This is a genomic window from Pseudomonas sp. NPDC089741 (assembly GCF_044748825.1).
GTDB lineage: Bacteria > Pseudomonadota > Gammaproteobacteria > Pseudomonadales > Pseudomonadaceae > Aquipseudomonas > Aquipseudomonas helmanticensis.
The window spans coordinates 120925-146829 of sequence record NZ_JBIVGT010000013.1 but is presented as its reverse complement, the minus strand read 5'-3'; the positions used below and the strand labels follow the sequence as shown (position 1 = coordinate 146829).

At 59.5% G+C, this 25905-nt stretch carries 25 protein-coding genes and 1 pseudogene; 9 read left to right on the top strand and 17 right to left on the bottom strand.

Annotated features, from left to right (window positions below):
• Window positions 1-127 (bottom strand): hypothetical protein (locus ACIPZE_RS15415; protein ID WP_400773668.1); only part of this gene is annotated, 127 nt, incomplete at its 3' end.
• Between the two features lie 285 nt (window positions 128-412).
• Between ACIPZE_RS15415 and mltF the strand changes: the two genes are divergently transcribed.
• On the top strand, window positions 413-1873 hold the full coding sequence (gene mltF / locus ACIPZE_RS15410; protein WP_400773665.1) for a membrane-bound lytic murein transglycosylase MltF: 1461 nt from the start codon (window positions 413-415) through the stop codon (window positions 1871-1873).
• An 84-nt stretch (window positions 1874-1957) separates the two neighbouring features.
• Here mltF and pdxJ read toward each other — a convergent pair whose 3' ends face one another.
• The 8 genes from pdxJ to lptF all read right to left on the bottom strand — a co-directional run bounded on the left by pdxJ (window position 1958) and on the right by lptF (window position 10327).
• A complete protein-coding gene (gene pdxJ, locus ACIPZE_RS15405; RefSeq protein WP_047292711.1) occupies window positions 1958-2704 on the bottom strand; it encodes a pyridoxine 5'-phosphate synthase in 747 nt (248 codons plus the stop codon).
• Window positions 2705-2751: 47 nt separating this feature from the next.
• Window positions 2752-3441, bottom strand: coding sequence for a DNA repair protein RecO (recO, locus tag ACIPZE_RS15400; RefSeq protein WP_129389549.1), 690 nt, complete (start codon window positions 3439-3441; stop codon window positions 2752-2754).
• A 114-nt stretch (window positions 3442-3555) separates the two neighbouring features.
• The gene (gene era / locus ACIPZE_RS15395) at window positions 3556-4458 is read right to left on the bottom strand and encodes a GTPase Era (RefSeq protein WP_016771562.1); all 903 of its coding nucleotides are present in this window, start codon (window positions 4456-4458) and stop codon (window positions 3556-3558) included.
• A complete protein-coding gene (gene rnc / locus ACIPZE_RS15390) occupies window positions 4451-5140 on the bottom strand; it encodes a ribonuclease III (protein WP_400773661.1) in 690 nt (229 codons plus the stop codon). Before rnc ends, era begins: the two co-directional genes overlap by 8 nt.
• Window positions 5141-5322: 182 nt before the next feature.
• On the bottom strand, window positions 5323-6177 hold the full coding sequence (lepB, locus tag ACIPZE_RS15385; RefSeq protein ID WP_129389542.1) for a signal peptidase I: 855 nt from the start codon (window positions 6175-6177) through the stop codon (window positions 5323-5325).
• A gap of 5 nt (window positions 6178-6182) precedes the next feature.
• A complete protein-coding gene (gene lepA / locus ACIPZE_RS15380) occupies window positions 6183-7982 on the bottom strand; it encodes a translation elongation factor 4 (protein ID WP_129389540.1) in 1800 nt (599 codons plus the stop codon).
• Between the two features lie 172 nt (window positions 7983-8154).
• Window positions 8155-9216: an LPS export ABC transporter permease LptG gene (gene lptG, locus ACIPZE_RS15375; protein ID WP_129389537.1), complete on the bottom strand. Its 1062-nt coding sequence runs from the start codon at window positions 9214-9216 to the stop codon at window positions 8155-8157.
• Window positions 9209-10327: an LPS export ABC transporter permease LptF gene (lptF, locus tag ACIPZE_RS15370; RefSeq protein ID WP_129389535.1), complete on the bottom strand. Its 1119-nt coding sequence runs from the start codon at window positions 10325-10327 to the stop codon at window positions 9209-9211. The genes lptG and lptF overlap by 8 nt, the downstream gene beginning before the upstream one ends.
• 308 nt (window positions 10328-10635) lie before the next feature.
• Here lptF and ACIPZE_RS15365 point away from each other — a divergent pair, with 308 nt between their 5' ends.
• The 4 genes and pseudogenes from ACIPZE_RS15365 to rlmF all read left to right on the top strand — a co-directional run bounded on the left by ACIPZE_RS15365 (window position 10636) and on the right by rlmF (window position 16699).
• Window positions 10636-12126 (top strand): leucyl aminopeptidase, encoded by a 1491-nt coding sequence (locus tag ACIPZE_RS15365; protein ID WP_129389531.1) that lies wholly within the window; start codon window positions 10636-10638, stop codon window positions 12124-12126.
• Between the two features lie 60 nt (window positions 12127-12186).
• Window positions 12187-12615 carry a DNA polymerase III subunit chi gene (locus ACIPZE_RS15360; RefSeq protein ID WP_064393280.1) on the top strand — a complete coding sequence of 143 codons (429 nt, stop codon included), beginning with the start codon at window positions 12187-12189 and terminating at the stop codon, window positions 12613-12615.
• 356 nt (window positions 12616-12971) lie between these two features.
• Window positions 12972-15440 (top strand): annotated as a pseudogene (locus ACIPZE_RS15355) (valine--tRNA ligase); the annotation flags it as partial.
• A gap of 239 nt (window positions 15441-15679) precedes the next feature.
• Window positions 15680-16699: a 23S rRNA (adenine(1618)-N(6))-methyltransferase RlmF gene (gene rlmF / locus ACIPZE_RS15350; RefSeq protein ID WP_283437587.1), complete on the top strand. Its 1020-nt coding sequence runs from the start codon at window positions 15680-15682 to the stop codon at window positions 16697-16699.
• Between the two features lie 91 nt (window positions 16700-16790).
• Here the strand turns inward: rlmF and ACIPZE_RS15345 are convergent, their stop codons facing one another.
• A complete protein-coding gene (locus ACIPZE_RS15345) occupies window positions 16791-17072 on the bottom strand; it encodes an HU family DNA-binding protein (RefSeq protein WP_400773654.1) in 282 nt (93 codons plus the stop codon).
• Between the two features lie 518 nt (window positions 17073-17590).
• On the opposite strand from ACIPZE_RS15345, the gene yejK reads away from it, so the two are divergent.
• Together yejK and ACIPZE_RS15335 are read left to right on the top strand one after the other, a co-directional pair.
• The gene (yejK, locus tag ACIPZE_RS15340) at window positions 17591-18595 is read left to right on the top strand and encodes a nucleoid-associated protein YejK (RefSeq protein WP_007909053.1); all 1005 of its coding nucleotides are present in this window, start codon (window positions 17591-17593) and stop codon (window positions 18593-18595) included.
• Window positions 18595-18945, top strand: coding sequence for a glutaredoxin family protein (locus tag ACIPZE_RS15335; protein ID WP_129389513.1), 351 nt, complete (start codon window positions 18595-18597; stop codon window positions 18943-18945). The genes yejK and ACIPZE_RS15335 overlap by 1 nt, the downstream gene beginning before the upstream one ends.
• 83 nt (window positions 18946-19028) lie before the next feature.
• Here ACIPZE_RS15335 and ACIPZE_RS15330 read toward each other — a convergent pair whose 3' ends face one another.
• From ACIPZE_RS15330 to ACIPZE_RS15310, 5 genes are all read right to left on the bottom strand, one after another.
• Window positions 19029-19964, bottom strand: coding sequence for a glutathione S-transferase family protein (locus ACIPZE_RS15330; RefSeq protein WP_283437589.1), 936 nt, complete (start codon window positions 19962-19964; stop codon window positions 19029-19031).
• Window positions 19965-20048: 84 nt separating this feature from the next.
• On the bottom strand, window positions 20049-20351 hold the full coding sequence (locus tag ACIPZE_RS15325; protein WP_283437590.1) for a GIY-YIG nuclease family protein: 303 nt from the start codon (window positions 20349-20351) through the stop codon (window positions 20049-20051).
• A gap of 39 nt (window positions 20352-20390) precedes the next feature.
• Window positions 20391-20861, bottom strand: coding sequence for a nuclear transport factor 2 family protein (locus tag ACIPZE_RS15320; RefSeq protein WP_400773650.1), 471 nt, complete (start codon window positions 20859-20861; stop codon window positions 20391-20393).
• Window positions 20862-21051: 190 nt separating this feature from the next.
• On the bottom strand, window positions 21052-22356 hold the full coding sequence (locus tag ACIPZE_RS15315; protein WP_283437592.1) for a CynX/NimT family MFS transporter: 1305 nt from the start codon (window positions 22354-22356) through the stop codon (window positions 21052-21054).
• Window positions 22346-23005, bottom strand: coding sequence for a FadR/GntR family transcriptional regulator (locus tag ACIPZE_RS15310; RefSeq protein WP_400773647.1), 660 nt, complete (start codon window positions 23003-23005; stop codon window positions 22346-22348). Before ACIPZE_RS15310 ends, ACIPZE_RS15315 begins: the two co-directional genes overlap by 11 nt.
• A 166-nt stretch (window positions 23006-23171) precedes the next feature.
• On the opposite strand from ACIPZE_RS15310, the gene ACIPZE_RS15305 reads away from it, so the two are divergent.
• A complete protein-coding gene (locus ACIPZE_RS15305; protein ID WP_283437594.1) occupies window positions 23172-23483 on the top strand; it encodes a type II toxin-antitoxin system MqsR family toxin in 312 nt (103 codons plus the stop codon).
• Window positions 23480-23971: a type II TA system antitoxin MqsA family protein gene (locus ACIPZE_RS15300; RefSeq protein ID WP_283437595.1), complete on the top strand. Its 492-nt coding sequence runs from the start codon at window positions 23480-23482 to the stop codon at window positions 23969-23971. Before ACIPZE_RS15305 ends, ACIPZE_RS15300 begins: the two co-directional genes overlap by 4 nt.
• A gap of 53 nt (window positions 23972-24024) precedes the next feature.
• Here the strand turns inward: ACIPZE_RS15300 and ACIPZE_RS15295 are convergent, their stop codons facing one another.
• Both ACIPZE_RS15295 and ACIPZE_RS15290 read right to left on the bottom strand, forming a co-directional pair.
• Window positions 24025-24789: an amino acid ABC transporter ATP-binding protein gene (locus ACIPZE_RS15295; protein WP_008080191.1), complete on the bottom strand. Its 765-nt coding sequence runs from the start codon at window positions 24787-24789 to the stop codon at window positions 24025-24027.
• An 11-nt stretch (window positions 24790-24800) separates the two neighbouring features.
• Complete coding sequence (locus ACIPZE_RS15290) at window positions 24801-25895, bottom strand: amino acid ABC transporter permease (protein WP_400773645.1); 1095 nt, start codon at window positions 25893-25895, stop codon at window positions 24801-24803.
• Window positions 25896-25905: the final 10 nt, after the last annotated feature.

The window sequence follows — 25905 nt, the reverse complement described above, 5'->3', positions numbered from 1 at the left end:
GGACCTCGGCCCAGAGAGCGCCGTCAGCATACAGGCCACCGCCCGCACGAACCTGCTGGCTCAGTGGCTCACGGAGCTGGCAGTGGCGAAAGGCAGAAAGGGCAGGAGCGCCGCGCAGGATCAACATCTTCGGGACAGCCTCGGGAAGGGGTGTGCTTTGAGGCCGTGCATTCTAGCCTAAACCGCCCCCAACATCACCCGAAACGCTACGCACGGTTGCACTCGGGTATCAATCTGTGTTTCCGACTCCAAAGTCAGGTAAATCGGCTATTCACAGGCTGCTTATTTTTACTGTAACAAAAAGCCTTAAAGGCCCGCTCCTACGGGGTTTCGTGCAGTTTTGTGATCGCTAGCAGACTGACCCTGCGCTGTCGAGATATGGCGCCCGCAGCCGTTTGCGTATACTGCGCACATGTTTTTCCCAACGGCTTTGCGTCCGCGGTACGCCAAATGGCTGATCGCAACCGGACTCTTCCTGATGCTCAGTGGCTGTGTTGATAAACCCAACACGCTGGAGCGCATAAAGGAGGATGGTGTGCTGCGGGTGATTACCCGTAACAGCCCCGCCACCTACTTTCAGGATCGCAGCGGTGAAACCGGCTTCGAATACGAGCTGGTGAAGCGCTTCGCCGACGATTTGGGTGTTGAACTGAAGATCGAGACTGCCGACAACCTCGATGACCTTTTCGACCAGATCGGCAAACCGAACGGCCCGGTGCTGGCCGCCGCTGGTCTGGTCAGCAGCGAACAACGCAAGAAGCAGGTGCGCTTCTCGCACTCCTATCTCGAAGTCACCCCGCAGATCATTTACCGCAATGGCCAGTCGCGGCCGACCGATCCTGGTGATCTGGTCGGCAAGAAGATCATGGTGCTCAAGGGCAGCACCCACGCTGAGCAACTGGCCGAGCTGAAAAAGAAATACCCCGGCATCGAATACGAAGAGTCCGATGCGGTTGAAGTGGTCGACCTGTTGCGCATGGTCGATGAAGGTCAGATCGACCTGACCCTGGTCGATTCCAACGAAGTGGCGATGAACCAGGTGTACTTCACCAACATCCGCGTGGCTTTCGACCTCGGCGATGCGCGCAGCCAAAGCTGGGCCGTAGGCCCGGGCGAAGACAACAGCCTGCTCAACGAGATCAACGCGTATCTGGACAAAGTGCAGAAGAACGGCACCCTGCAGCGCCTGAAAGACCGTTACTACGGCCACGTCGACGTCCTCGGCTACATGGGCGCCACCACCTTCGCCCAGCACTTGCAGCAGCGCCTGCCGAAATACGAACAACACTTCAAGAATTACGCGAAGAAAGAGAAAGTCGACTGGCGCCTGCTGGCGGCGATCGGTTATCAGGAATCGCTGTGGCAGCCGACCGTCACCTCGAAAACCGGTGTGCGCGGGCTGATGATGCTCACGCAGAACACCGCACAGGCGATGGGCGTGTCCAACCGCCTCGACCCGAAGCAGAGCATCATGGGCGGCGCCAAGTACCTGGCGTACATGAAGGATCAGCTCGACGATTCAATCAAGGAACCAGACCGTACATGGTTTGCCCTGGCGGCCTACAACGTTGGCAGCGGTCATCTGGATGACGCGCGCAAACTGACAGCCAAGGAAGGCTTGAACCCGGACAAGTGGCTGGATGTGAAGAAGATCCTGCCGCGTCTGTCGCAGAAGCAGTGGTACAGCAAAACGCGCTATGGCTATGCCCGGGGCGGCGAGCCGGTGCATTTTGTGGCGAACATTCGACGTTATTACGACATTTTGACTTGGGTGACCCAGCCGCAGCTTGAGGGTGATCAGGTAGCTGAGGGCAATCTGCATGTGCCGGGCATCGACAAGTCAAAACCGGCGCAAGAACCTGCCCCCCTTTAAAAGTAAAAGATCGCAGCCTTCGGCAGCTCCTACAGGGTTATGCGTACACCTGTAGGAGCTGCCGAAGGCTGCGATCTTTTGATCTTAGCCCTTGAGAGCAGCAGCCAGAATCAGCGCTTTCATCTCGGACACGGCAGACTTGAAGCCGACGAACAAGGCATGCGCCACCAGCGCATGGCCGATGTTCAGTTCATTGATGCCTTTGATCGCCGCCACCGCTTCAACGTTGTGGTAATGCAAACCGTGACCCGCGTTAACGATCAAGCCTTGGGCCAGACCAAACGCCACGCCATCCGCCACACGCTTCAATTCTTCAGCCACTTCAGTCGGGGTTTCGGCATCGGCGTAACGACCGGTGTGCAACTCGATGGCCGGCGCACCGACGCGCTTCGACGCGGCGATCTGGCGCTCGTCGGCATCGATGAACAGCGACACTTCGCTGCCGATCTTCGACAGACGCTCAACCGCAGCCTTGATCCGTTCTTCCTGCCCCGCTACATCAAGGCCGCCTTCAGTGGTCAGCTCCTGACGGGTTTCCGGGACCAGACAGATATGCGCCGGGCGAATCCGCTCGGCGAACGCCATCATTTCTTCGGTGACGCCCATTTCGAAATTCATGCGGGTTTGCAGCACATCCTTGAGCAGCAGTACATCGCGCTCCTGAATGTGTCGGCGGTCTTCGCGCAGGTGCACGGTGATGCCATCGGCGCCCGCCTCTTCCGCGTCCAGTGCAGCCTTGACCGGATCCGGGTAGCGCGTGCCACGGGCCTGACGCAGGGTGGCGACGTGGTCGATGTTCACGCCAAGAAGAATGCGATTGCTGGTGGTCACGGATGCGCTCCTGAATTGAGAGATTCGGCGCACAGCATACGGGGTGATCAGGGCTTGCGAAACAATTCGCGACTGACGAGAGGACGACCGCCCAGATGAACGGCCAATGCCTGACGCATCAAGCGCTTGGCGGCGGACAGCGCGCCGGGGGCGGTCCAGTCGGCTTCGGCCATGGCCAGCAACTCAACACCGTTGAACAGGCCGGGCTGCAGCAGGAAAACCCGTTCCAGGCCCGCATCCACTTGCAAACGGTAGAGTCCATCCGGAGCGATGGGCTCGCCGTGAACATCGGTATTCAGTGAAAAGCCGTAACCGAGATCGTCCAATAGTCGCCACTCGAAAGAGCGCAGCAATGGCTCCAGCGGACGGCCTTCAGCCAATGCCAGCAAGGTCGCGGCGTAGTGATCGAATACGCCCGGGTGCGGATCTTCTGCAGGCAGCAAGCGGATCAGCAGTTCATTGAGATAGAGACCGCTGAACAGCGCCTCACCGTTGAGCCACGCCGAAGTGCCGGCACTTTCCATGCGCCCGACATTCTTCAATTCGCCCTTGCCGCGAAACTCGACTTCCAGCGACACGAATGGCCGCGCCAACGTCCCGGCCTTGCCTCGCGCACTGCGCAACACCGCCCGCAGCCGACCTTGCGGCGTGAGGAAATCCACCAGCGCACTGGTTTCACGGTAGGCGCGACTGTGCAGGACGTAGGCGGGTTGGGCGGGAGGCGGGTTTTGCGACATGAACGTTGTTTCCCGATCAGGGATTGCAAAAAAGATCGCAGCCTTCGGCAGCTCCTACAGGCTTACGTCATGTAGGAGCTGCCGAAGGCTGCGATCTTTTGATCTTCGAATCGCTTACAGGTCGCCGTAACCCAGCGAACGCAGTGCGCGCTCGTCGTCGGACCAGCCGCCCTTCACCTTCACCCACAGGTTGAGCATGATCTTGGAGTCGAACAGCAGCTCCATGTCCTTGCGCGCTTCGGTGCCGATGCGCTTGATACGCTCGCCCTTGTCGCCAATGATGATCTTCTTCTGGCCGTCACGTTCAACGAGGATCAAGGCGTGGATATGCAGGGTCTTGCCCTGCTGCTTGAACTCTTCGATTTCGACGGTGATCTGGTACGGCAGCTCGGCGCCCATCTGGCGCATGATTTTCTCGCGTACCAGTTCGGCGGCGAGGAAGCGGCTGCTGCGGTCAGTGATCTGGTCTTCCGGGAAGAAGTGATCGTTCTCAGGCAGGTGATCGGCGATGACCTTTTCCAGCGCTTCGAGGTTGTGCCCGTGCTGTGCGGAAATCGGAATGATCTGCGCGTTCGGCAGTTGTTCCTGCAGCCAGCTCAGGTGCGGCATCAGCTCGGCTTTGTCTTCGATGCGATCGGTCTTGTTCAGCGCGACGATCAGCGGGCCGGTCACGTACTGCACGCGTTCCAGCACCATCTGGTCTTCATCGGTCCACTTGGTGCGGTCAACGACGAAGATCACCACGTCGACGTCTTTCAACGCGGCCGAAGCGGTTTTGTTCATGTAACGGTTCAGGGCCTTTTCGCCACCCTTGTGCATGCCCGGGGTGTCGACGTAGATCGCTTGCACGTCACCCTCGGTTTTGATCCCGAGCATATTGTGGCGAGTGGTCTGCGGCTTGCGCGAAGTGATCGCGAGCTTCTGGCCGAGGATGTGGTTCAACAACGTCGACTTGCCGACGTTGGGACGGCCGACGATGGCAACATAGCCACAGCGAGTTGCGTTTGTATCAGTCATTGCCATTCTCCACGCCCAGGGCAATCAGTGCTGCGGCGGCCGCTACCTGTTCGGCAATACGACGGCTCACACCCTGACCTCGGCTTTTTTCATTCAGTAAGACAACTTCGCACTCGACGAAGAAAATTCGGCAGTGCGGCTCGCCCTGGATATCCACCACTTCGTAGCGTGGCAGATCGCAACCGCGCGATTGCAGGTGTTCCTGCAGACGGGTTTTCGGATCCTTGTTGGTATCGACCAGCGTCAGGCCTTCGAACTCGCCAGCCAGCCAGGCCAGGACGCGTTCGCGTGCCATGTCCATGCCAGCATCGAGAAAGATGGCGCCGATCAACGCTTCGAGGGCATCGGCCAGAATCGATTCGCGACGGAAACCGCCGCTCTTCAGTTCACCGGAACCCAATCGCAGGTAATCGCCCAGGTCGAAACCGCGTGCCAGGACGGCCAGCGTCTCACCTTTCACCAGACGTGCGCGCAAACGCGACAACTGGCCTTCGCGGGCCAGCGGGAAGCGATCGAAGAGCGCCTCGCCAGCGACGAAGTTGAGGATGGCATCACCGAGGAATTCCAGGCGTTCGTTGTTGCGCCCGGCAAAACTGCGGTGCGTAAGGGCCAGCAGCATCAGCTCCTGATCCTTGAAGGTGTATCCGAGCTGACGCTCGAGACGGCTTAGAGAAACGCTCACGGTTTACCCACGCTGAGTTCGTGGCTGGATTCCACCGCCATCGCCGGGATACGGCGCAGGCCTGGGACAATTAACGCTGTGTTCAAAAATTACATCCTGAATATCGTGGCTTCATGCCCCGGAGCCGATTGTGCTGGCTCCAGAAATGCATTCGGCGCTGTGGTCAACAGCGCCGTGTGTGATTACTTGATCAGGCCAACCCGCGAGAAATTCGGCAGGTGACTGAGTTTCGGTTCCGGCCAGCTCATCCAGACCGCGAAGGCCTTGCCGACGATATTCTGGTCGGGAACCATGCCCAGCAGATCCTTGGGAATGTTCGGATCATCCCAGTAGCGACTGTCGTTCGAATTGTCGCGGTTGTCGCCCATCATGAAGTAGTGCCCGGCAGGCACTGTCCACGAACGGTCCGGTGTGGCGCGGTAGCGGCTCATTTCCTTGCGGATCAGGTGCTCTGCGGCGCCGAGTTTTTCTTTGTACAGTTCAGCGCTGCCCAGCGTGCCCGGCTCGGAGCCGACCAGCTGCTCGGCGATCGACTCGCCATTCACAAACAGGTGCTTGTCGGCGGTGTAGCGAATCGTGTCGCCCGGCAGGCCGACTACACGCTTGATGTAGTTGACGTTCGGGTCGCTCGGGTAGCGGAACACCATGACATCGCCGCGCTGCGGATCACCGACTTCGATGATTTTCTTGTCGATAACCGGCAAGCGGATACCGTAGGAAAACTTGTTCACCAGAATGAAGTCGCCAACATCCAGCGTAGGCTTCATCGAGCCGGACGGGATCTGGAACGGTTCCACCAGGAACGAACGCAGCACCAGCACGATGAACAACACCGGAAAGAACGACTTGCCGTATTCAACCAGCAGCGGCTCTTTGTTGAGTTTCTCGACAACCACGACATCAGGCTGACCGACACTGCCCTGATAAGAGGCAATGGCGGCACGCCGACGCGGTGCCAGGATCAACAGATCAAGCAACGCCAACAGGCCGCAGACGAACACGGCGATGACCAGCAACAGCGGGAAATTTAGTGACATAGGACCTAACTATCCAACCTGAGCACTGCAAGGAAGGCTTCTTGTGGAATTTCCACGTTACCGACTTGCTTCATGCGTTTTTTACCGGCCTTTTGCTTCTCGAGCAGTTTCTTCTTACGGCTGACGTCACCACCGTAGCATTTGGCCAATACGTTCTTTCTGAGTGCCTTGACGGTTGTCCGTGCAACGATCTGACCACCAATGGCAGCCTGGATAGCCACGTCGAACATCTGACGAGGAATCAGTTCTTTCATCTTCTCGGTCAACTGGCGACCTTTGTAGTGCGAGTTGTCACGGTGCACGATCAATGCGAGCGCATCGACCTTGTCGCCGTTGATCAGCACGTCCAGTTTCACCAGATTAGCCGATTGGTAGCGATCGAAGTGGTAGTCCAGCGAAGCATAGCCACGGCTGGTGGATTTGAGACGGTCGAAGAAGTCGAGAACCACTTCGTTCATCGGCAAGTCGTAAGTGACCTGTACCTGATTGCCGAGGAACAGCATGTCGACCTGGACGCCACGCTTCTCGATGCACAGGGTGATGACGTTGCCCAGATGCTCTTGCGGCACGAGGATGTTGGCCCGCACGATCGGCTCGCGCATGTCTTCGACAGACGAGATATCCGGAAGCTTCGACGGGTTATCGACGTAAATCGTTTCACCGGTTTTCAGCACCAGCTCGAAGATTACCGTCGGCGCCGTGGTGATCAGGTCCAGGTCGTACTCGCGTTCGAGGCGCTCCTGGATGATTTCCATGTGCAGCATGCCGAGGAACCCGCAACGGAAGCCGAAGCCCAGTGCGTCGGAGCTTTCCGGGGTGTATTGCAGCGACGAGTCGTTGAGGGTCAGCTTCTGCAGCGCTTCGCGGAAATCCTCGAAGTCGTCGGAGCTGACCGGGAACAGACCGGCGTATACCTGTGGCTGGATGCGTTTGAAGCCGGGCAGCACTTCAACGTCCGGGGTCGAGCTCAGGGTCAGGGTGTCACCGACCGGTGCACCGTGAATGTCCTTGATGCTGGCGATGATGAAGCCCACTTCGCCGGCCTTGAGGTCAACGGTGGCGGTGTGTTTCGGGTTGAATACGCCAACGCTGTCGACCAGGTGGATCTTGCCGGTCGATTTGACGAGGATCTTGTCGCCCTTCTTAACGCGGCCATGACGCACGCGCACCAGGGAGACAACGCCCAGGTAGTTGTCGAACCAGGAGTCGATGATCAACGCTTGCAGCGGATCTTCGATGTTGCCGGTCGGCGCAGGAATGGTCTGCACCAGACGCTCGAGCACTTCGTCGACACCGAGGCCGGTCTTGGCGCTGCAGGTGACGGCGTCGGTGGCGTCGATGCCGATGATCTTCTCGATCTCGTCCTTGACGCGATCGGGATCGGCCTGCGGCAGGTCGATCTTGTTCAGCACCGGCATGACCTCTAGGCCCTGCTCGATGGCGGTGTAGCAGTTGGCCACGGACTGGGCTTCAACACCCTGACCGGCATCGACCACCAGCAACGCACCTTCACACGCTGCCAGGGAACGGCTGACTTCATAGGTGAAGTCGACGTGGCCCGGGGTGTCAATGAAGTTCAGTTGGTACTTGATGCCATCTTTGGCCGTGTAATAAAGGGTGACGCTATGGGCCTTGATGGTGATCCCGCGTTCACGCTCCAGATCCATGGAATCCAGTACCTGGGCTTCCATTTCACGTTCGGCCAGGCCGCCGCACATCTGGATGAAGCGATCGGCCAGCGTCGACTTGCCATGGTCAATGTGGGCGATGATGGAGAAATTGCGGATATGACTCAAATCACTCACGGATCAACACTCAAAAAGGCTGCAGGCATAGCCCGCCGAAAAATAGCCGGGAATTGTACCTGATACACGGCGCAAGCGTCACGTTCACCTGTCACCCGGATTGCATGCAAAAACGCCCCGATCTGTCGACCGAGGCGTTTTCGAGATTACAGCGCAGGTAAAAATGCGCGCATCAACCGGCTCTTCGCAGCAGCCAGACACCTGCCAGCGCACAGACACCGGCCGGGACCAGCACCGCAAACAGCGGCGAGAAACCGAACACCAGGCTGGAAGGGCCGAGCAAGTCCTGGACAATACGGAAGGTGAAGCCCACCAGTACGCCAGTGAATACGCGCTGCCCCAGCGTTACCGAGCGCAGCGGGCCGAAGATGAAAGAGATCGCCATCAACACCAGCGCGGCCGTCACCAGCGGTTGCAACACCTTGACCCAAAATGCCAGCCAGTAGCGGCCGTTGCTCAGGCCTTGCTCAGCCAGGTAGTGGATATAACCCCACAGGCCGCTGATCGACAACGATTCCGGCGCCATGACCACAGTGCTGAGCAATTGCGGACTGAGCGACACGTCCCAACGCTCGGTCGGCGTGTTCACCACTTCGGTGCTGCGCTCGTGGAACATCGTGGTGGTCACGTCGGTCAGCTGCCAGTGATCGCCGTCGAACTCGGCTTTCTTCGAGAAGCTCGAACTCAGCAGATGCCGTTCCTTGTCGAAGTGGTAGCGGGTCACGCCATACAGCAGGCCGTTCGGTTGCACGGCGTTGATGTGGATGAACTCCTCACCCTGACGGTGCCACATACCGTGCTTGGCACTTTGCGCATCACCGCTGCCTTGCGCCAGCGAACGATTGGCCTGAGCCATGCTTTCGGTGGCCGGGGCGACGTATTCGCCGATCAGCACGCCGGCCAGCATCAGTACCAGCATCGGCTTCATGACGGCCCAGACGATGCGGCCAATCGATACGCCAGCGGCACGCATGACCGTCAGCTCACTGCTGCTGGCCAGACTGCCGAGGCCGATCAGGCAGCCGATCAATGCCGCCATCGGCAGCATTTCATAGAGTCGACGTGGCGCGGTCAGCAGAACGAAGCTGAGCACATCGAGCAGCGTGTAGGTATCGCTGACATCGCCCATTTCATCGATAAAGGCAAACAGCGTCGCCAGGCCCAGGATGATCGCCAGCACGGCGATGATCGCCATGAACACGCTGCTGCCGATGTAGCGGTCGAGTTTAACCACGAGCCACCTCCAGCGCTGCGCGACGACTGGCCATCTTCAGGCGCAGAGGTTCCCAATAAAGCAGGCCGATGCCGATGATCAGGAAGATCGCATGCACCCACCACAAGCCGAGGGCCGGCGGGATCTTGCCTTTTTCAAGGGCGCCGCGGGCGGCAATCAGGATGGTCAGGTAAGCCATATAAAGAAGAATCGCCGGCAGCAGCTTGAGGAAACGCCCTTGACGCGGGTTCACGCGCGACAGCGGCACCGCCATCAGGGTCACGATAAACACCAGCAGCGGCAGGGACAGACGCCATTGCAGTTCGGTTCTGGAGCGGATGTCGTCGCTGCTCAGCAGCGCCGACGTCGGCATGGCGTCACGGTCGGTGACTTCTTCGCTGACATCCGGCTTGGGCAGCAGCACGCCATAGGTTTCGTAGTGAATGGCGCGGTAATCGGCCTGACCCGGGCTGCCGTCATAGCGATAGCCGTTATCGAGGATAAGGTAGCGATTGCCGTCGGGACGCACTTCCTGACGCCCCTTCTCGGCCACCAGTACGGAAATCCCGCGATCCTTCTGATTGGCGCCGAGGTTTTTCTGCGAGATGAATACGCTGCCCAGATTGACGCGATCGTCACTCAGGGTTTCGGTGTACGTCACCCGGGTGCCGTCGCGCAGTGCCTGGAAGCGGCCCGGCTCGAGGGTGTCGAATTCGGTCAGGGCATCCTGCTTGTTCAGCAGCAACTGAAACTGATTGGCGCCTTGCGGGGCCAGGCCGAGGCTCAGCCACGCCACCACCAGCGCCACCAGCGTTGCCGGAAACAGCGTCATGCGAAACAGCTTCTGCTGGCTCATGCCGGTCGCCGAAAGCACGGTCATTTCGCTTTCCAGGTACAGGCGACCGTAAGCCAGCAGGATCCCGAGGAACAGGCCCAGCGGCAGAATCAGTTGCAGGAAACCCGGCAGGCGATAGCCCATGATCAGGAACAGCGAGCCCGGATCGAGCTGGCCGGCAGCGGCCTGAGCAAGGTATTTGATGAAGCGACCGCTCATGATGATGACCAGCAGCACAGCACTCACTGCGCTGAGGGTCAGCAGGACTTCGCGGGACAGATAACGGAAGACGATCAAACCAGACACTCCAGGGTTGTCAGGCTAAGGCGGCCAAACAAGCAAACACATCGACCGGCCCGCAACGCAGAGCCGTCGGAAAAAGATGCGGCATTATCCTGTGATTGAGGTCGCCTGTCACTGCGCACACTCATCCGTGCATGCAATACGTTGAAGATCGTACAACCGAGGGTTGTCAGGCGCGGGGAGCGAGGTTCAAACTGCGGCCCTTGTCGCAGGCTTTGGCCTGCGCCTCTTCTATCTATAAGCAGGCGACTGCGGACACCGTCGAACGCCTGCGTGTTGACCATTCATTCAGGGATCCGGACATGGAACTGGTTGTAAAAAGCGTTAGCCCAGAAACGTTGAAAACCGCCACCCTGGTGGTTGCCGTCGGCGAAGGCCGCAAGCTCGGGGTCGCGGCCAAACTGGTCGATGAGCTGAGCGGTGGCGCCATCAGCGCCGTACTCAAGCGTGGCGATCTGGCGGGCAAGGTCGGTCAAAGCCTGCTGCTGCACAGCCTGCCCAACCTCAAAGCCGAGCGCGTGCTGCTGATCGGCGTGGGCAAGGATGAAGAACTGGGCGACCGTCCGTTCCGCAAAATCGTTGCCGGCATCCTCAATACCCTGAAAGGCCTGAACGGCAGCGACGCCGTGCTGGCGCTGGATGAAATTATTGTTAAAAACCGCGACAGCTACGGCAAAACCCGCCTGCTGGCGGAAACCCTGGTGGACGGCGAATACACCTTCGACCAGTTCAAGAGCCAGAAAGCCGAACCGCGCGCGCTGAAGAAAATCACCCTGCTGACCATCAAGGCGGCGCAAGCCGAAGTGCAACGCGCGGTGAATCACGCCACCGCGATCGCCAACGGCATGGCGTTCACCCGTAACCTGGGCAACCTGCCGCCGAACATCTGCCACCCGACCTTCCTCGGCGAACAAGCCAAGGATCTGGGCAAAGAGTTCAAGGATCTGAAAGTCGAAGTCCTCGACGAGAAGAAGATCAAATCCCTCGGCATGGGCTCGTTCTACGCCGTCGGCCAGGGCAGCGCCCAACCACCGCGCCTGATCGTCATGCAATACAACGGCGGCAAGAAATCCGAGAAGCCATACGCACTGGTTGGTAAAGGCATCACCTTCGACACTGGCGGCATCAGCCTGAAACCGGGCGCCGGCATGGACGAAATGAAGTACGACATGGGCGGCGCCGCCTCCGTCTTCGGCACCCTGCGTGCCGTGCTTGAACTGAAGCTGCCGATCAACCTGGTGTGCATCCTCGCTTGCGCGGAAAACATGCCGAGCGGCAACGCTGCGCGTCCGGGCGATATCGTCACCACCATGAGTGGCCAGACCGTGGAAATCCTCAACACCGACGCCGAAGGCCGTCTGGTGCTGTGCGACGCGCTGACCTACTCCGAGCGTTTCAAGCCACAAGCGGTGATCGACATCGCCACCCTGACCGGCGCTTGCGTCGTTGCTCTGGGCGCGCACACCTCGGGCCTGCTGGGCAACAACGACGAACTGATCGGCCAACTGCTCAGCGCCGGCAAGGCAGCGGACGACCGCGCCTGGCAACTGCCGCTGTTCGATGAGTATCAAGAACAGCTGGACAGCCCGTTCGCCGACATCGCCAACATTGGCGGGCCGAAAGCCGGCACCATCACCGCGGCCTGCTTCCTGTCACGCTTCACCAAGAACCTCAACTGGGCGCACCTGGACATCGCGGGCACCGCATGGACCAGCGGCGGCAAGGACAAAGGCGCCACCGGCCGTCCGGTGCCTCTGCTGACCCAATACCTGCTGGATCGCGCCAAAGCCTGAAACCGATGACTTGCGGCGGCGCCACTCTCCGGTGGCGCCGCTGGCAACTCAGGAACCGCAATGACCAAAGTCGACTTCTATATCCTGCCCAGCGCCGATCCATCGGCTCGCCTGGATTTTGCCTGCAAGCTCACCGAGAAAGCCTGGCGCATGGGGCACCGTATCTACCTGCATTGCAGCGACGCGGCCCAGCGTGACGATCTCGATGCGCGCCTGTGGGCGTTCAAGGGTGAAACCTTCGTACCGCATGGTCCGGCTGACAGCGAACCTGATGGTTTGATCGTACTGGGCGTGGGCGATGACTGCGGCCAACACCAGGATTTGCTGGTCAACCTCGATTTGAAAGTACCGGCCTTCGCCAACAAATTCGCCCGCGTGGCGGAAGTGGTGGTCGAAGACCCGACGATTCGAGCCGCTGCGCGGGACAGTTTTCGCTTCTACCGCGAACAGGGCTATCCTCTGCAAGATCACCGTTTACAGCGACTCTGAGCATTCCAATGGACACTCCGAAACCGCAGCAAAAGCCGACACACCTGCTGGACGATCTCGAATCGATCCGCCAGTTGCTCGGCGACGACAACCTGCAACCACCGCTGTTGACCGACACGGTCGATGACGGCGAACAGGAACAGATTCCGATGTTGTTCGATCCTGTCGGCAGCGAGCCGCCGGCCGTTGAACCATCACCTGCACCAGCGCCAAAAGCTGCCGCGCAACCTGCCGCACCCGTGGCTAAAGGCCCGAACGCCTTGCTTCACCTCGACAGCGAGCTGCGCGCCGCCGCGCAATTGATCATGCAAGACGTGATCGACGACTTCGCCCCGCACATCGAAACCGAGATCAAACGCCGCCTCGGTTCGTCCGTCGACTGGAGCCGCGAGCGCTTCACCATGGACGATGGCCTCTCGGAAGCGGTTAAAGAAGCGTTTGTGCGCCTGCACGAAGACGGTCTGATCTATCGCGGCAAGCGTCTGGTCAACTGGGACACCAAACTGCACACGGCAATTTCCGACCTCGAAGTGGAAAACCACGACGACAAGGGTTTTCTGTGGAACCTGAAGTACCCGCTGGCCGACGGCGCGAAAACCGCTGAAGGCAACGACTTCCTGATCGTCGCGACCACCCGTCCGGAAACCATGCTCGGCGATTCCGCCGTTGCGGTGAACCCGAACGATGAGCGCTACAAATCCTTGATCGGCAAATTTGTCGAGCTGCCGCTGGTTGGCCGCCGCATTCCGATCATCGCCGACGATTATTGCGATCCTGAATTCGGCACCGGCTGCGTGAAAATCACCCCGGCCCACGATTTCAACGACTACGAAGTCGGCAAGCGCCACAACCTGCCGCTGCTGAACATCTTCGACAAGAACGCCAACGTGCTGCCGGCAGCGCAGGTGTTCAACCTCGACGGTACGCTGAACGACAGCATCGACGGCAAGATCCCGGCTGAATACGCCGGTCTTGAGCGTTTTGAAGCGCGCAAGCAGATCGTTGCCGCGTTCGACGCCGCCGGCCTGCTGGTCAGCGTCAACGACCACGCCCTGAAAGTGCCGAAGGGCGATCGCTCCGGCACCATCATCGAGCCGTGGCTGACCGACCAGTGGTACGTGTCGACCAAACCATTGGCCGAGCCTGCGATTGCTGCCGTTGAAGACGGTCGCATCCAGTTCGTGCCAAAGCAGTACGAAAACATGTACTTCTCGTGGATGCGCGACATCCAGGACTGGTGCATCAGCCGTCAGCTGTGGTGGGGCCACCGGATTCCGGCCTGGTACGACGAGTCGGGCAAAGTCTACGTCGGTCGCGACGAAGCCGAGGTGCGTGCCAAGCACAACCTCGGTCCGGACGTGGCGCTGCAACAGGACAACGACGTTCTCGACACCTGGTTCAGTTCGGGTCTGTGGACGTTCTCCACCCTGGGCTGGCCTGAGCAGACCGAGTTCCTGAAGAAATTCCACTCCACCGACGTGCTGGTGACGGGTTTCGACATCATTTTCTTCTGGGTTGCCCGGATGATCATGATGACCATGCACTTGATGAAGAACGAGGACGGCACGCCGCAGGTTCCGTTCAAGACCGTTTATGTCCACGGTCTGGTACGCGATGGCCAGGGCCAGAAGATGTCCAAGTCCAAGGGCAACGTCCTCGACCCGCTGGACATCATCGACGGTATCGAGCTGGAAGACCTGGTGCAGAAACGCACTTCCGGCCTGATGCAGCCGAAACTGGCGAAGAAGATCGAGAAGCAGACCCGCGACGAGTTCGCCGACGGCATCGCCAGCTACGGCACCGACGCCCTGCGCTTCACCTTCTGCTCGCTGGCCTCGACCGGTCGCGACATCAAGTTCGACATGGGTCGCGTTGAAGGCTATCGCAACTTCTGCAACAAGATCTGGAACGCCGCACGCTACGTTCTGGACAAGGGCGAAGACTGCGGTCAGAACGGCGAAGCCTACGAGCTGTCGCTGGCGGATCGCTGGATCATCTCGCAGTTGCAGCGCACCGAAGCCGAAGTGACCCGTCAACTCGACCAGTTCCGCTTCGACCTCGCCGCGCAAGCGCTGTACGAGTTCATCTGGAACCAGTATTGCGACTGGTACCTGGAACTGTCCAAGCCAGTGCTGTGGGACGAGAACGCGCCGGTTGAACGTCAGCGCGGCACCCGTCGCACACTGGTTCGCGTACTGGAAGTGGCATTGCGTCTGGCCCATCCGTTCATGCCGTTCATCACTGAAGAAATCTGGCAGCGCATCGCGCCGCTGGCCGGCATTCAGGGCAAGACGATCATGCTGCAACCTTGGCCGGTGGCCAATGAAGAGCGCATCGATCCGGCCGCCGAGAACGACATCGAATGGCTCAAGGAACTGATGCTCGGCACGCGTAACATCCGTGGCGAAATGAACATCGGCCCGGGCAAGCCACTGCCGATCTACCTGAAGAACGTCAGCGCTGAAGACCAGCGCCGTCTGACCGAGAACGAAGCGCTGCTGAAGAAGCTCGCGCGTCTGGAATCGATCACTGTTCTGGCGGCTGGCGAAGAAGCACCGTTGTCCGCCACCGCTCTGGTTGGCGAGATGGAAGTGCTGGTGCCGATGGCCGGTCTGATCGACAAGGACGCCGAGCTGGCGCGCCTGGACAAGGAAATCCTGCGTCTGCAGGGCGAAGTCCAGCGTGTTGGTGGCAAGCTGTCCAACGCCGGTTTCGTTGACAAGGCTCCGGCCGAAGTCATCGAGAAGGAACGCGCCAAGCTGGCCGAGGCTGAACAGGCCTTGGGCAAACTGGCCGAGCAGCACGCGCGGATTGCCAGCCTGTAACGGCAAATCGCAGTGAAAAAGGGAGGCCCAAGTGGCCTCCCTTTTTCATTCCCGCCACACACTCCCCCCTGTAGGAGCTGCCGAAGGCTGCGATCTTTTGATGTTTTTTTAAATGCCAGATCAAAAGATCGTCCGATCGCGGCCCGAGCCTCCCGCAGCTCCTACATGGGATCGGCGCATAGCTCGTCAATGTGGGACAATACCCGCCACTTTCAGCCATACCCGAATCGACCACGCCCATGAACGCCCCCCGCACACCCAAACCTGCGCGCAAGAAGCCCGACTCCGCGACCCCGGCCAAGACCGTCGAACCGCGCGAAAAGGCCAGCCTGCACCCGCGCAATCGCCATCAGGGTCGTTACGACTTCCCGGCGCTGATCAAGACCACGCCGGAACTGGCGAAGTTCGTGATCATCAACCCGTACGGCAAGGAAAGCATCGACTTCGCCAGCCCCGATGCGGTGCGTGTGTTCAACCGGGCGCTGCTCAAGTCGTTTTATGGCATCCAGCATTGGGACATCCCGGCAGACTACCTCTGCCCGCCTGTTCCGGGCCGTGCCGATTACGTGCATTTCCTCGCTGACCTGCTGGCGAGCATGAACGACGGCAAAGTGCCGCGCGGCGCGATCGTCAACGTGCTCGATATCGGCATGGGCGCCAACTGCGTGTACCCGCTGATCGGCAACAGCGAATACCGCTGGCACTTCCTCGGTTCGGAGATCGACCCGACGGCCGTCGCTGCCGCCCGCGCCATCGTTCAGTCCAACGACCTGAACAAGGTTATCCAGCTGCGCCAGCAGGAAAACCGCAAGCACATCCTGATCGGCTTGCTGGAGCCGGGCGAGCGCTTTGACCTGACCATGTGCAACCCGCCGTTCCACGCCTCGATGGACGAAGCGACCAAGGGCAGCGAGCGCAAATGGCGCGCGCTAGGCCGTGCCGACCCGAAACGCAAACTGCCAGTGCTGAACTTCGGCGGCCAGTCGGCGGAGCTGTGGTGTGAAGGCGGCGAAGCGCGCTTCGTGACGCAATTGATCGCCGAGAGCGCAAACTTCCAGCACAAGGTGCTGTGGTTCAGCACGCTGGTGTCGAAAGCCTCGAACCTGCCAGCCATCGAAACCGCACTGAAAAAGGCCGGCGTGCTGGAAAGCCAGGTGGTGGAGATGTCCCAGGGGCAGAAGCAGAGCCGTTTCGTCGCCTGGACCTTCCAGACCAAGTCCGAACAGCAGATCTGGCGCCGCGAGCGCTGGACCCGCTAACCCTGCTCGGCCCCGTGTAGGAGCTGCGAATCGCAGGCACAAAAAAACCGTGCCCGGATCACTCCGGTGCACGGTTTTTTATTGCTGCGTCTTACTTGTTCACAGCGTCGGTCAGGCCTTTGGCCACAACCAGCTTGATCACTTTCTTCGCAGGGATTTCGATGGCAGCGCCAGTCGAAGGGTTACGGCCAGTGCGGGCAGGACGCTCGGTCACTTTCAGCTTGCCGATACCTGGCAAGGTGCTTGCGCCGCCGTGGTCCAGCTGCTCGGCACCGCTGTGGCCCCGTGGGTCCAGAGCGTTACGCGCGGTGGTTTTCGGCGCGTCGATAGCTTCAGCGATGTCGGCGATCAGTTGGTCTTTAGTAAGAGCCATGTAGTGTTCCTTCCCTATCAAATTCATATGGATTGCAGAGTGCAGTGTCAGCCATCGAGCCCGATCTTCTGGATCTGGCACCCTCGGCGATAACCACGACGAGTCGGGTTATAGATACCGAAATCAGGGTTTGGTTCGACCTGACAAATGCTGATTGCACGCTTAACGCAGTGACTTCGCGTAAGACCGGGCAAAACTAGCACAGAGACAAGGAAATATCCGCCTCTAGCTACCCATTTGGTCAGCTTTATTGCTCTAAATCGGTAAAAAACTGCATAAGCCCGCTCACACGCCCCGGTTTTGCCCTGCAACCCCCCGTTTACGCTGCCGCCAACGCAGTTTCCCGTTTATGCAGGAGCTGCCGAAGGCTGCGATCTTTTGATCTTGTTTTTTAAAATTCCAGATCAAAAGATCGCAGCCTTCGGCAGCTCCTACAGGAGGCCCATACTGAGAATCGGGTACACTTAGCGCTTTTTCGGGGGAGCCTGCCCTCCTCCCTTCCACCAGCCGAGAAGCCCATGCCGATCCGTCATTGCATCGTCCACCTGATCGACAAAAAACCCGACGGCACGCCCGCTGTTCTGCACGCCCGTGACACGGAACTGGCTGAGTCCGCAGCCATCGAGAACATGCTCGCCGATCTCAACGAGAGCTATAACGCCAAACAGGGCAAGGCCTGGGGTCTGTTTCATCCGGAATCCGGTGCGTTCCCGTTCAGCGGCTGGCTGAAGGAATACATGGAGGGCGGCAAGGACTTCACCGCGTTCAGCAAAGTCGCGGTCGAGCACCTGCAAAAGCTGATGGAGGAGTCGAACCTGTCGGTCGGCGGCCACGTGCTGTTCGCCCACTATCAGCAAGGCATGACCGATTACCTCGCTATCGCCCTGCTGCACCACAGCGAAGGCGTGGCGGTGACCGACGAGCTCGACGTGACCCCGTCGCGTCACCTCGATCTCGGCCAATTGCACCTGGCGGCGCGGATCAACGTCTCCGAGTGGCAGAACAACAAGCAGTCCAAGCAGTACATCTCGTTCATCAAGGGCAAGAACGGCAAAAAGGTTTCGGAGTACTTCCGCGACTTCATCGGCTGCCAGGAAGGCGTCGACGGCCCGGGCGAGACGCGCACACTGCTCAAGGCGTTCAGTGATTTCGTCGAGAGCGAAGACCTGCCGGAAGAGTCCGCGCGCGAGAAGACCAAGACCCTGGTCGATTACGCCAGCAGCCAGGCCAAACTCGGCGAACCGATGGGCCTGGAAGAACTCTCCGAGCTGATCGACGAAGAGCGCCCGAAAGCCTTCTACGACCACATCCGCAACAAGGACTACGGCCTGTCGCCAGAGATTCCGGCGGACAAACGCACCCTGAACCAATTCCGCCGTTTCACCGGCCGCGCCGAAGGCCTGTCGATCAGCTTTGAAGCGCACCTGCTGGGCTCGAAGATCGAGTACGACGAAGAGGCTGGCACGTTGGTGATCAAAGGCCTGCCGACGTCGCTGACCGATCAGCTGAAGCGGCGCAACTGATGCTCGGCAATGTGCTGAAAAAGGTTGCTCTGGTTCTGCTGGTGGTCGTGGTCTATCAGAACTGGGGCAAGATCGAGCGGGTGTTCAATCCGTCGCAGATGGTTGCCGAGCAGACGCGCGCACAGGCCAACGTCGTGCTCTACGCCACCGATTGGTGCGGCTACTGCAAGCAGACCAAGCGCTTTCTCGACAGCAAGGGGATTCCATTCAAGGAATTCGATATCGAGAAGGATGCCCAAGCGCGCAAGGCGTATGAGGCATTGGGGGGACGCGGGATTCCGTTGATCGACGTCAACGGCACGTTGATTCGCGGATTTGACCCGGACGAGATTCTCGCCGCCCTGAAATAACAGCAAGATCAAAAGATCGCAGCCTGCGGCAGCTCCTACATGAGACATGTGTAGGAGCTGCCGCAGGCTGCGATCTTTTGCTTTTAGCGAGCCTCGATGCGGAAACCGAAGCGTGGGAAGTGCACATGCACCACGCCGCCACGCTCGTCCTCGCGACGAACGATCAACTCTTCACTACCGGCAAACAGCAACTCACCGACCACCGGATCAACCCCGTAATCCGTCGCGGCGATTGCCACTTGCTGACCTGCCTTGAAGCCGTTCGGGTCTATGAACTGCTCATCCGGCAATGCCGAAGGTGTCGCGTTACGCGCCACTTCCAGCGCCTCTTCCGAAGTCATCGCACTCGCCGCGCCATGACCGAAACCCAGTACTCGACTCAACCACGCCGAAACCGCCGGATACTCGTCCACCAGCGGCGCAGTCACGTGCGTGGCCTTGAGGAACCACATTGGATGCGCCAGCGCGAAGTCGGCAATCGACGGCTCACCGAACAGGAAGTCACCCTGCTCGCGCTGCAATTGCTGCTCCAGACGCGCCATGATCGTCGGCCATTGGTGCTTGGCCTGTTCGGCGGACAAACGCGTGGCGCTGCCACCCGAGAACAGCCCGGCACGGTCGGCGATAAATGCCTTGATCGCTTCCGGCGGCAGCTTGGCGAAACGCACGGCGACCGACTCCGGCTGGAACACCAGGCTCACCGCATGCTGGAACACCACCGAGTCAGCCCAAGTGGCAAAACTGGCGGTGGTGAATTCCTGGCCTTCGGGGAAGAACGCCGGCAGCGCTTTTTCTTGTTCCAGACGACGCGCGATCAAAGAAGTGTCGCAATAGATATCAGCGCCGATCTGCAGCACCGGCGTTTTGCGGTAGCCACCGGTCAGCGCAGTCAGATCCGGTTTGGGCATCACTGGCGAAATGTGCACCGAGCGCCAGGACAAGCCTTTGAAACCCAGCAGCAGGCGGGCCTTCTCGGCAAATGGGGAGGTCGGGTAATGATGCAGAATCAACTCGGACATGCTCGGCTCCGCCGCTCAGTTAGTGTGCCGGCAGCTTAGCGTGCATTTGCTTAGCAGCCTACAGATCTGCCTGATGGGAACCCATCAGTCAGATTGATAAGACGCAACCAGGCATTCCTTGGCGCTCTTGCGCAGTTTTTTGATCAGCCGTTCCTGTCGCAAGGCATCGCTCTTGTCGCGGCACAGCTCGGTATAGACCAGCGCCATGGCCGGGCTGGAGAGGAAGAACCGCGCGCCTTTACCGCTCTGGTGCTTGGCAAAACGGCGCACCGGATCGTCACTGATCCCGCAATACAAAGAGCCATTGGCCGCACGAACGAGGTAGACGAACCAGGATTTGCTCGCCGGCTCGGCAACATCGACGGATTTTTCGCTCAGGCTGGTCACTTCGGAATCAGGACGTGTAGGAAACAGGCCGCGATCTTATCAGCGACTGGCCTGAAATGCCTTCAGTCCCTTCAATGCCTGCGCCCGCACGGCATTGCGCACCAGCGGCGTCCAACCGAGCAACAGGCCTTTGAAACCCAGGGCCTGACGCGACCAGCGCCATAGATCGAAGTGGTCGTGGTGCTCGCAGATCTTGCCGTCGCGGAAGACGAAACGGGCCTGGATATCGTTGACCACGACATTGCCAGTCTGGCTGAACAGATAGGTCGCAACCCAATGCGCACCGCCGCTGCGCTCATCGGCGCGAACGTTGTCGAAGGTCAGCGAGAAGTCTTTGGCCCGGGTGGTGAGCATGCGCCACATGTCGCCGGCATCGCGCCCGCGCAGTTCGCCGAAGGCCGGATCGCTGAACACCACGTCCTCGGTGTAGCAGGCAGCCATCGCCTCGGCATCCAGACGCTTGAAGGCTTCGTAGAAGCGGGTGATCAACGCGGCGTGGGCTTCACTCATGGGCTATCTCCAAAAGAGGTACAGATTGCCAGCACGATAATCTGCAAACCGCAGAAACACTATCGGCATTCGCCCACCGAATACCAACAACACAAAAAACCCTGGAGCTGCGGAACGCTGCGATCTTTTGATGTTGATTTACCAAGGATCAAGATCAAAAGGTCGCAGCGTGCCGCAGCTCCTGCAAGGATCAGATTTTTTCGCTTTGCACTTGCACGTACAGTGCACGACCGGCGCCGAGGCCGGCGATGATCGCACCTGTGCCGATGACGCCAAAGATCCAGCCCACCGCATTCCAGCCGCCGGTCCAGTCATGCACCACGCCGACTGCGAACGGCCCCATCGACGCCAGCGTGTAGCCGAATCCCTGAGACATGCTCGACAGGTTCGCCGCAACGTGCGAATCCCGCGAACGCAACACGATCAGGGTCAACGCCAGGCTGAACGTACCGCCCTGCCCCAGACCCAGCAGAATCGCCCAGCCCCACAGCCCGTCGATTGGCGCATACAGGCAACCGAACAGTCCGCCGAGGGTCAGCGCCATCACCACGACGATGGCCAGACGCTGATCTTTGCCGCGAGTCGCCAGCCACGGTGCCGCGAGCGAACTGGCGAGCTGGATGATCACCGAACCGGACAGCACCAGACCCGCTTGAGTTGGCGTCAGGCCGCGACCGATGAGGATCGACGGCAACCAGCCGAACACGATGTACGCCAGCGACGATTGCAGGCCCATGTACAAGGTCACCTGCCAGGCCAGCGGATCACGCAGCAGACCGCGCACGCGATAGGCAACGTTATGTGCGCCATGTTTCTGCCCGACCTGCGGCAACCAGAACAGCGCCGCAATCAGCGCCGGGAGGACCCAGAAGCCCAGGCCGACTGCCCAGCTTCCGCCAAAATGCTCGCTCAACGGCACGCTTGATCCCGCGGCCATTGCCGCGCCCAGGCACAGTGCCATGGTGTAGACACCTGTCATGGTGCCGGCGTGTTTGGCGAAGTCGCGCTTGACGATGCCCGGCAGCAATACACCGACGATGCCGATACTGGCGCCGCCCAGCACGCTGCCGGCAAACAGGCCGATTTCACCGAAGTTACTGCGCAGAATGATCCCGCCAGCCAGTGTCAGCAGAATGCCCAGTACCACGCGCTCGGCACCGAAACGCCGCGCGAGGATTGGCGCCAGCGGGGCGAACAGCCCCAGGCAAAGCACTGGCAGCGTGGTCAGCAAACCGGCCTGAGCCGCCGACAAACCGAGGCTTTTCGAGACGTCGCTGAGCAACGGCGCCATGCTCGACAGCGCCGGACGCAGGTTCAGTGCCACCAGAATCAACCCCAGCAACAACAGCCATGGCCGGCGCACCAGCGGGTGGCTTTGCTGGACTTGCTCGTCATCGGCCTCGGCGTCGATCAGCAGTTCTTCTAGTTCTGCCGTGCGTTTCGGCGCTGTGGATATCTCGTTGCGGGACATGGATTTCTCGGTTTCAAGGTTCATTGATCAATTGCCTCGACAAAGCTTTGGCCCGTTCCGGGTCGCGTTGTTCGACCGCTTCGAGCAACTCGATGTGCAGGTCGAACACTTCCTGTCGGCGCGGGACGATGTTCAGGGTCTGGCGCAATTGCGCACCGACGACGCTGGAAAAATAGCCATACAGCTCGCTGAGCGTCAGGTTGTGTGCGGCATCGACCAAGCGGCGATGGAACACCAGATCGCAGGCGATGAAGGTATCGAGATCGCCGTGATAGTGGCTGCCGCTGGTGCCGAGCGCTTCACGCAATGCCGCGAGGTCTGCGTCGGTACGGCGTAATGCGGCGAGGCCGATCGCCTCGACTTCGAGGATATGCCGGGTTTCCCGCGCTTGATCGAGCGAGCAACGCGACAGCGCTTTCAGCGTGTCGAGCGGATCGACCACCGCGCGCAAGTAACTGCCATCGCCCTGGCGAATTTCGATCAATCCGGAAAACGCCAGCACGCGCATGGCTTCACGCACGGTGTTGCGGCTGATGCCCAGCTCGGCGCACAGCTCGGGTTCGGTCGGCAACCGCTCGCCAACCTGCCAGGCGCCGCTGTTGATGCGCTGGCGAAGCTGATCCAGGGCCTGATCGACCAAGGATCGCTTAATGAGTGGAGAAATGTCTGACATAGGATTCGCCCTTTCATCCAATCATAGGATGAATTTTCCGACATGTTAGTCAGACCCATGTAGGACGGCAACCACCTAGGGTCAAAAGGCGACACATGGAGCGGCATTTTCGATTGGTCAAAATTACCCTTTAAGGGTAATTTCAGGGACAGGGTTTTGGTTTCTTATGGAAAAGAACACGCCCCATTACGACTTGGCGGTGATCAAGGCGGAAGTCAGACGACTTGGCAGACAAGCTTTCACCAAGAGCGCGGAAAAAACCGGTCTCGATCTCGGTTTTAGCTTCGCAGAAATGCAGGAGATCGTTTTCGAGTTGCAGAACAGGATGTTGTACAAATCGATGACCACCTATGACGATCATCGAGTCTGGCAGGACGTGTATCACATCAACTCAAAAGGCCTGGAGATTTACATCAAGGTGACATACCGCCCTGCCGGCGGCGCACCGGTAATCTCCTTCAAGGAGAAAAACCCATGAAAACCCGGCAATGTTTCAGCTGTGGTGCCCGTGAGGGAATGAGGCATTTCGAGGGTCGCGGTGAGACCCTGAGTGTCAAAGGCATGGAGCGCCGCGTAGATGATCTTGCTGGCTGGGAATGCCGGCAGTGCGGGGAAGTCGAGTGGGATGACGGCACCGATAGCGCTGATCGTTACACGCAAGCAGGCGATGAGCTGGTTATCGCTGCCCGGCAAATGATCGGTTCCGAAATGAAGCGCATCCGGCGCAAATTGCACCTGACGCAAAAAGAGACGGTGCAACTGCTGTCAGGTGGAGGCCACAACGCATTTTCCAGGTACGAACGAGGCGAATTGCTGCCCCCAAAGGCGTTGATGCTTTTGATGCGGCTGCTGGATCGTTACCCGCACTTGCTTGCCGATGCGAAAGTGTTGGCCGAAGGGGCTGACTTGAGAGGTGCGTTCAATTACACCGTGCACAAGGAACACGAAACCCTCACCGTTTCCTGACCCATAAAAAACAAACCCGGCACAAGGCCGGGTTTGATTTACGCAAAAAATCATCAATGCAAAATCTGACTCAAGAACAACTTCGTCCGCTCATTCTGCGGATTATCGAAGAAGTCATTCGGCGCTGCCTGCTCAACGATTTCGCCCTTGTCCATGAAGATCACGCGGTTCGCCACGGTACGGGCGAAGCCCATTTCGTGAGTCACGCAGAGCATGGTCATGCCGTCTTCAGCCAAGCCGATCATGGTGTCCAGAACCTCTTTCACCATCTCCGGATCGAGCGCTGAAGTCGGTTCATCGAACAGCATGATTTTCGGTTTCATGCACAGGGCGCGGGCAATCGCCACACGCTGCTGCTGACCACCGGACAGTTGCCCCGGGAATTTATGCGCCTGCTCCGGAATGCGTACGCGCTCCAGATAATGCATGGCGATTTCCTCGGCCTTGCGCTTGGGCATCTTGCGTACCCACATCGGCGCCAGAGTGCAGTTCTGCAAAATGGTCAGGTGCGGGAACAGGTTGAAGTGCTGGAAGACCATGCCGACTTCACGGCGGATCGCTTCGATCTGCTTGAGGTCGTTGGTCAGTTCCACGCCATCGACAACGATGCGGCCCTGCTGGTGTTCTTCCAGGCGATTGAGGCAACGAATCGTTGTCGATTTGCCGGAACCCGACGGCCCGCACAGGACGATACGCTCGCCTTGTTTGACGTTGAGGTTGATGTCTTTCAGCACGTGGAACTGGCCGTACCACTTGTTGACGCCCTGCATCTGAATAATGCCTTCAGGACCCACAGGCTTTTTGATTGCTTCACTCATTTACAGAACTCCTAACGCTTGTGGCCAGTGTCGAGCTTGCGTTCCAGATGCATGGAATAGCGCGACATACCAAAACAGAAAATCCAGAACACCAGGGCGGCGAACACGTAGCCTTCGGTGGCCATGCCCAGCCAGTTCGGATCGGCAGCGGCTGGCTTGTCGCTGGTGAGCAGGTCAAAGAGGCCGATGATGATCACAAGGCTGGTGTCCTTGAACAGCGCAATGAAGGTGTTGACGATGCCGGGGATCACCAGCTTCAGGGCTTGCGGCAGAATCACCAGGCCCATCGAACGCCAGTAACCGAGGCCCATCGCTGCAGCCGCTTCGTATTGACCTTTGGGGATCGCTTGCAGACCGCCGCGCACCACTTCGGCGACATAGGCCGACTGGAACAGGATCACCCCGATCAACGCCCGCAGCAGCTTGTCGAAGTTCATGCCTTCAGGCAGGAACAGCGGCAGCATCACCGAAGACATGAACAGCACAGTGATCAACGGCACGCCGCGCCAGAACTCGATGAAGGTCACGCAGACCACACGAATCGCCGGCATGTTTGAACGACGCCCCAGCGCCAGGACAATCCCCAACGGCAACGCACCGGCGATGCCGACAGTGGCGATTACCAGGGTCAGCATCAGGCCGCCCCACTGGCTGGTCGCCACTTGGGTCAGGCCGAAACCACCGTGCAACAGGGTGAAGGCGATGATCGGGTACAGCACCAGAAAGCTCAGCCCGTAGATCGCTTTATGCGGTACGCGCGAGATAAACAATGGCGCCGCACCGAGGACCGCCAGCCACACGGTCAGGTCGACGCGCCAGCGCAGTTCCGGCGGGTAGTAGCCGTACATGAACTGGCCGAAACGCTGCTGAATGAACACCCAGCAGGCGCCGTCCTTGGTGCAGTCGGCGCGGGTGGTGCCGACCCAGTTGGCGTCGAGAATGGCCCAACTGAGGATCGGTGGCACAACGAGATAAATCAGATAGAACGCAAACAGTGTCAGCAAGGTGTTGAGCCAGCTGGAGAACATGTTCGCGCGCATCCACGCCACCACGCCGATACTGCTGTTCGGTGGGGGCATGTCGGGTTTGAAAGTATGAGTACTCATGCGCTTTTCC

What these genes read in the sequence shown, in the direction of transcription:
- mltF (WP_400773665.1), top strand. Translation starts at nt 413, where the DNA reads ATGTTTTTCCCAACGGCTTTGCGTCCGCGGTACGCCAAATGGCTGATC.
- recO (WP_129389549.1), bottom strand. Translation starts at nt 3,441, where the DNA reads ATGTCGCAAAACCCGCCTCCCGCCCAACCCGCCTACGTCCTGCACAGT.
- era (WP_016771562.1), bottom strand. Translation starts at nt 4,458, where the DNA reads ATGACTGATACAAACGCAACTCGCTGTGGCTATGTTGCCATCGTCGGC.
- lepB (WP_129389542.1), bottom strand. Translation starts at nt 6,177, where the DNA reads ATGTCACTAAATTTCCCGCTGTTGCTGGTCATCGCCGTGTTCGTCTGC.
- ACIPZE_RS15365 (WP_129389531.1), top strand. Translation starts at nt 10,636, where the DNA reads ATGGAACTGGTTGTAAAAAGCGTTAGCCCAGAAACGTTGAAAACCGCC.
- ACIPZE_RS15360 (WP_064393280.1), top strand. Translation starts at nt 12,187, where the DNA reads ATGACCAAAGTCGACTTCTATATCCTGCCCAGCGCCGATCCATCGGCT.
- rlmF (WP_283437587.1), top strand. Translation starts at nt 15,680, where the DNA reads ATGAACGCCCCCCGCACACCCAAACCTGCGCGCAAGAAGCCCGACTCC.
- ACIPZE_RS15345 (WP_400773654.1), bottom strand. Translation starts at nt 17,072, where the DNA reads ATGGCTCTTACTAAAGACCAACTGATCGCCGACATCGCTGAAGCTATC.
- yejK (WP_007909053.1), top strand. Translation starts at nt 17,591, where the DNA reads ATGCCGATCCGTCATTGCATCGTCCACCTGATCGACAAAAAACCCGAC.
- ACIPZE_RS15335 (WP_129389513.1), top strand. Translation starts at nt 18,595, where the DNA reads ATGCTCGGCAATGTGCTGAAAAAGGTTGCTCTGGTTCTGCTGGTGGTC.
- ACIPZE_RS15330 (WP_283437589.1), bottom strand. Translation starts at nt 19,964, where the DNA reads ATGTCCGAGTTGATTCTGCATCATTACCCGACCTCCCCATTTGCCGAG.
- ACIPZE_RS15320 (WP_400773650.1), bottom strand. Translation starts at nt 20,861, where the DNA reads ATGAGTGAAGCCCACGCCGCGTTGATCACCCGCTTCTACGAAGCCTTC.
- ACIPZE_RS15315 (WP_283437592.1), bottom strand. Translation starts at nt 22,356, where the DNA reads ATGAACCTTGAAACCGAGAAATCCATGTCCCGCAACGAGATATCCACA.
- ACIPZE_RS15310 (WP_400773647.1), bottom strand. Translation starts at nt 23,005, where the DNA reads ATGTCAGACATTTCTCCACTCATTAAGCGATCCTTGGTCGATCAGGCC.
- ACIPZE_RS15305 (WP_283437594.1), top strand. Translation starts at nt 23,172, where the DNA reads ATGGAAAAGAACACGCCCCATTACGACTTGGCGGTGATCAAGGCGGAA.
- ACIPZE_RS15300 (WP_283437595.1), top strand. Translation starts at nt 23,480, where the DNA reads ATGAAAACCCGGCAATGTTTCAGCTGTGGTGCCCGTGAGGGAATGAGG.
- ACIPZE_RS15295 (WP_008080191.1), bottom strand. Translation starts at nt 24,789, where the DNA reads ATGAGTGAAGCAATCAAAAAGCCTGTGGGTCCTGAAGGCATTATTCAG.
- ACIPZE_RS15290 (WP_400773645.1), bottom strand. Translation starts at nt 25,895, where the DNA reads ATGAGTACTCATACTTTCAAACCCGACATGCCCCCACCGAACAGCAGT.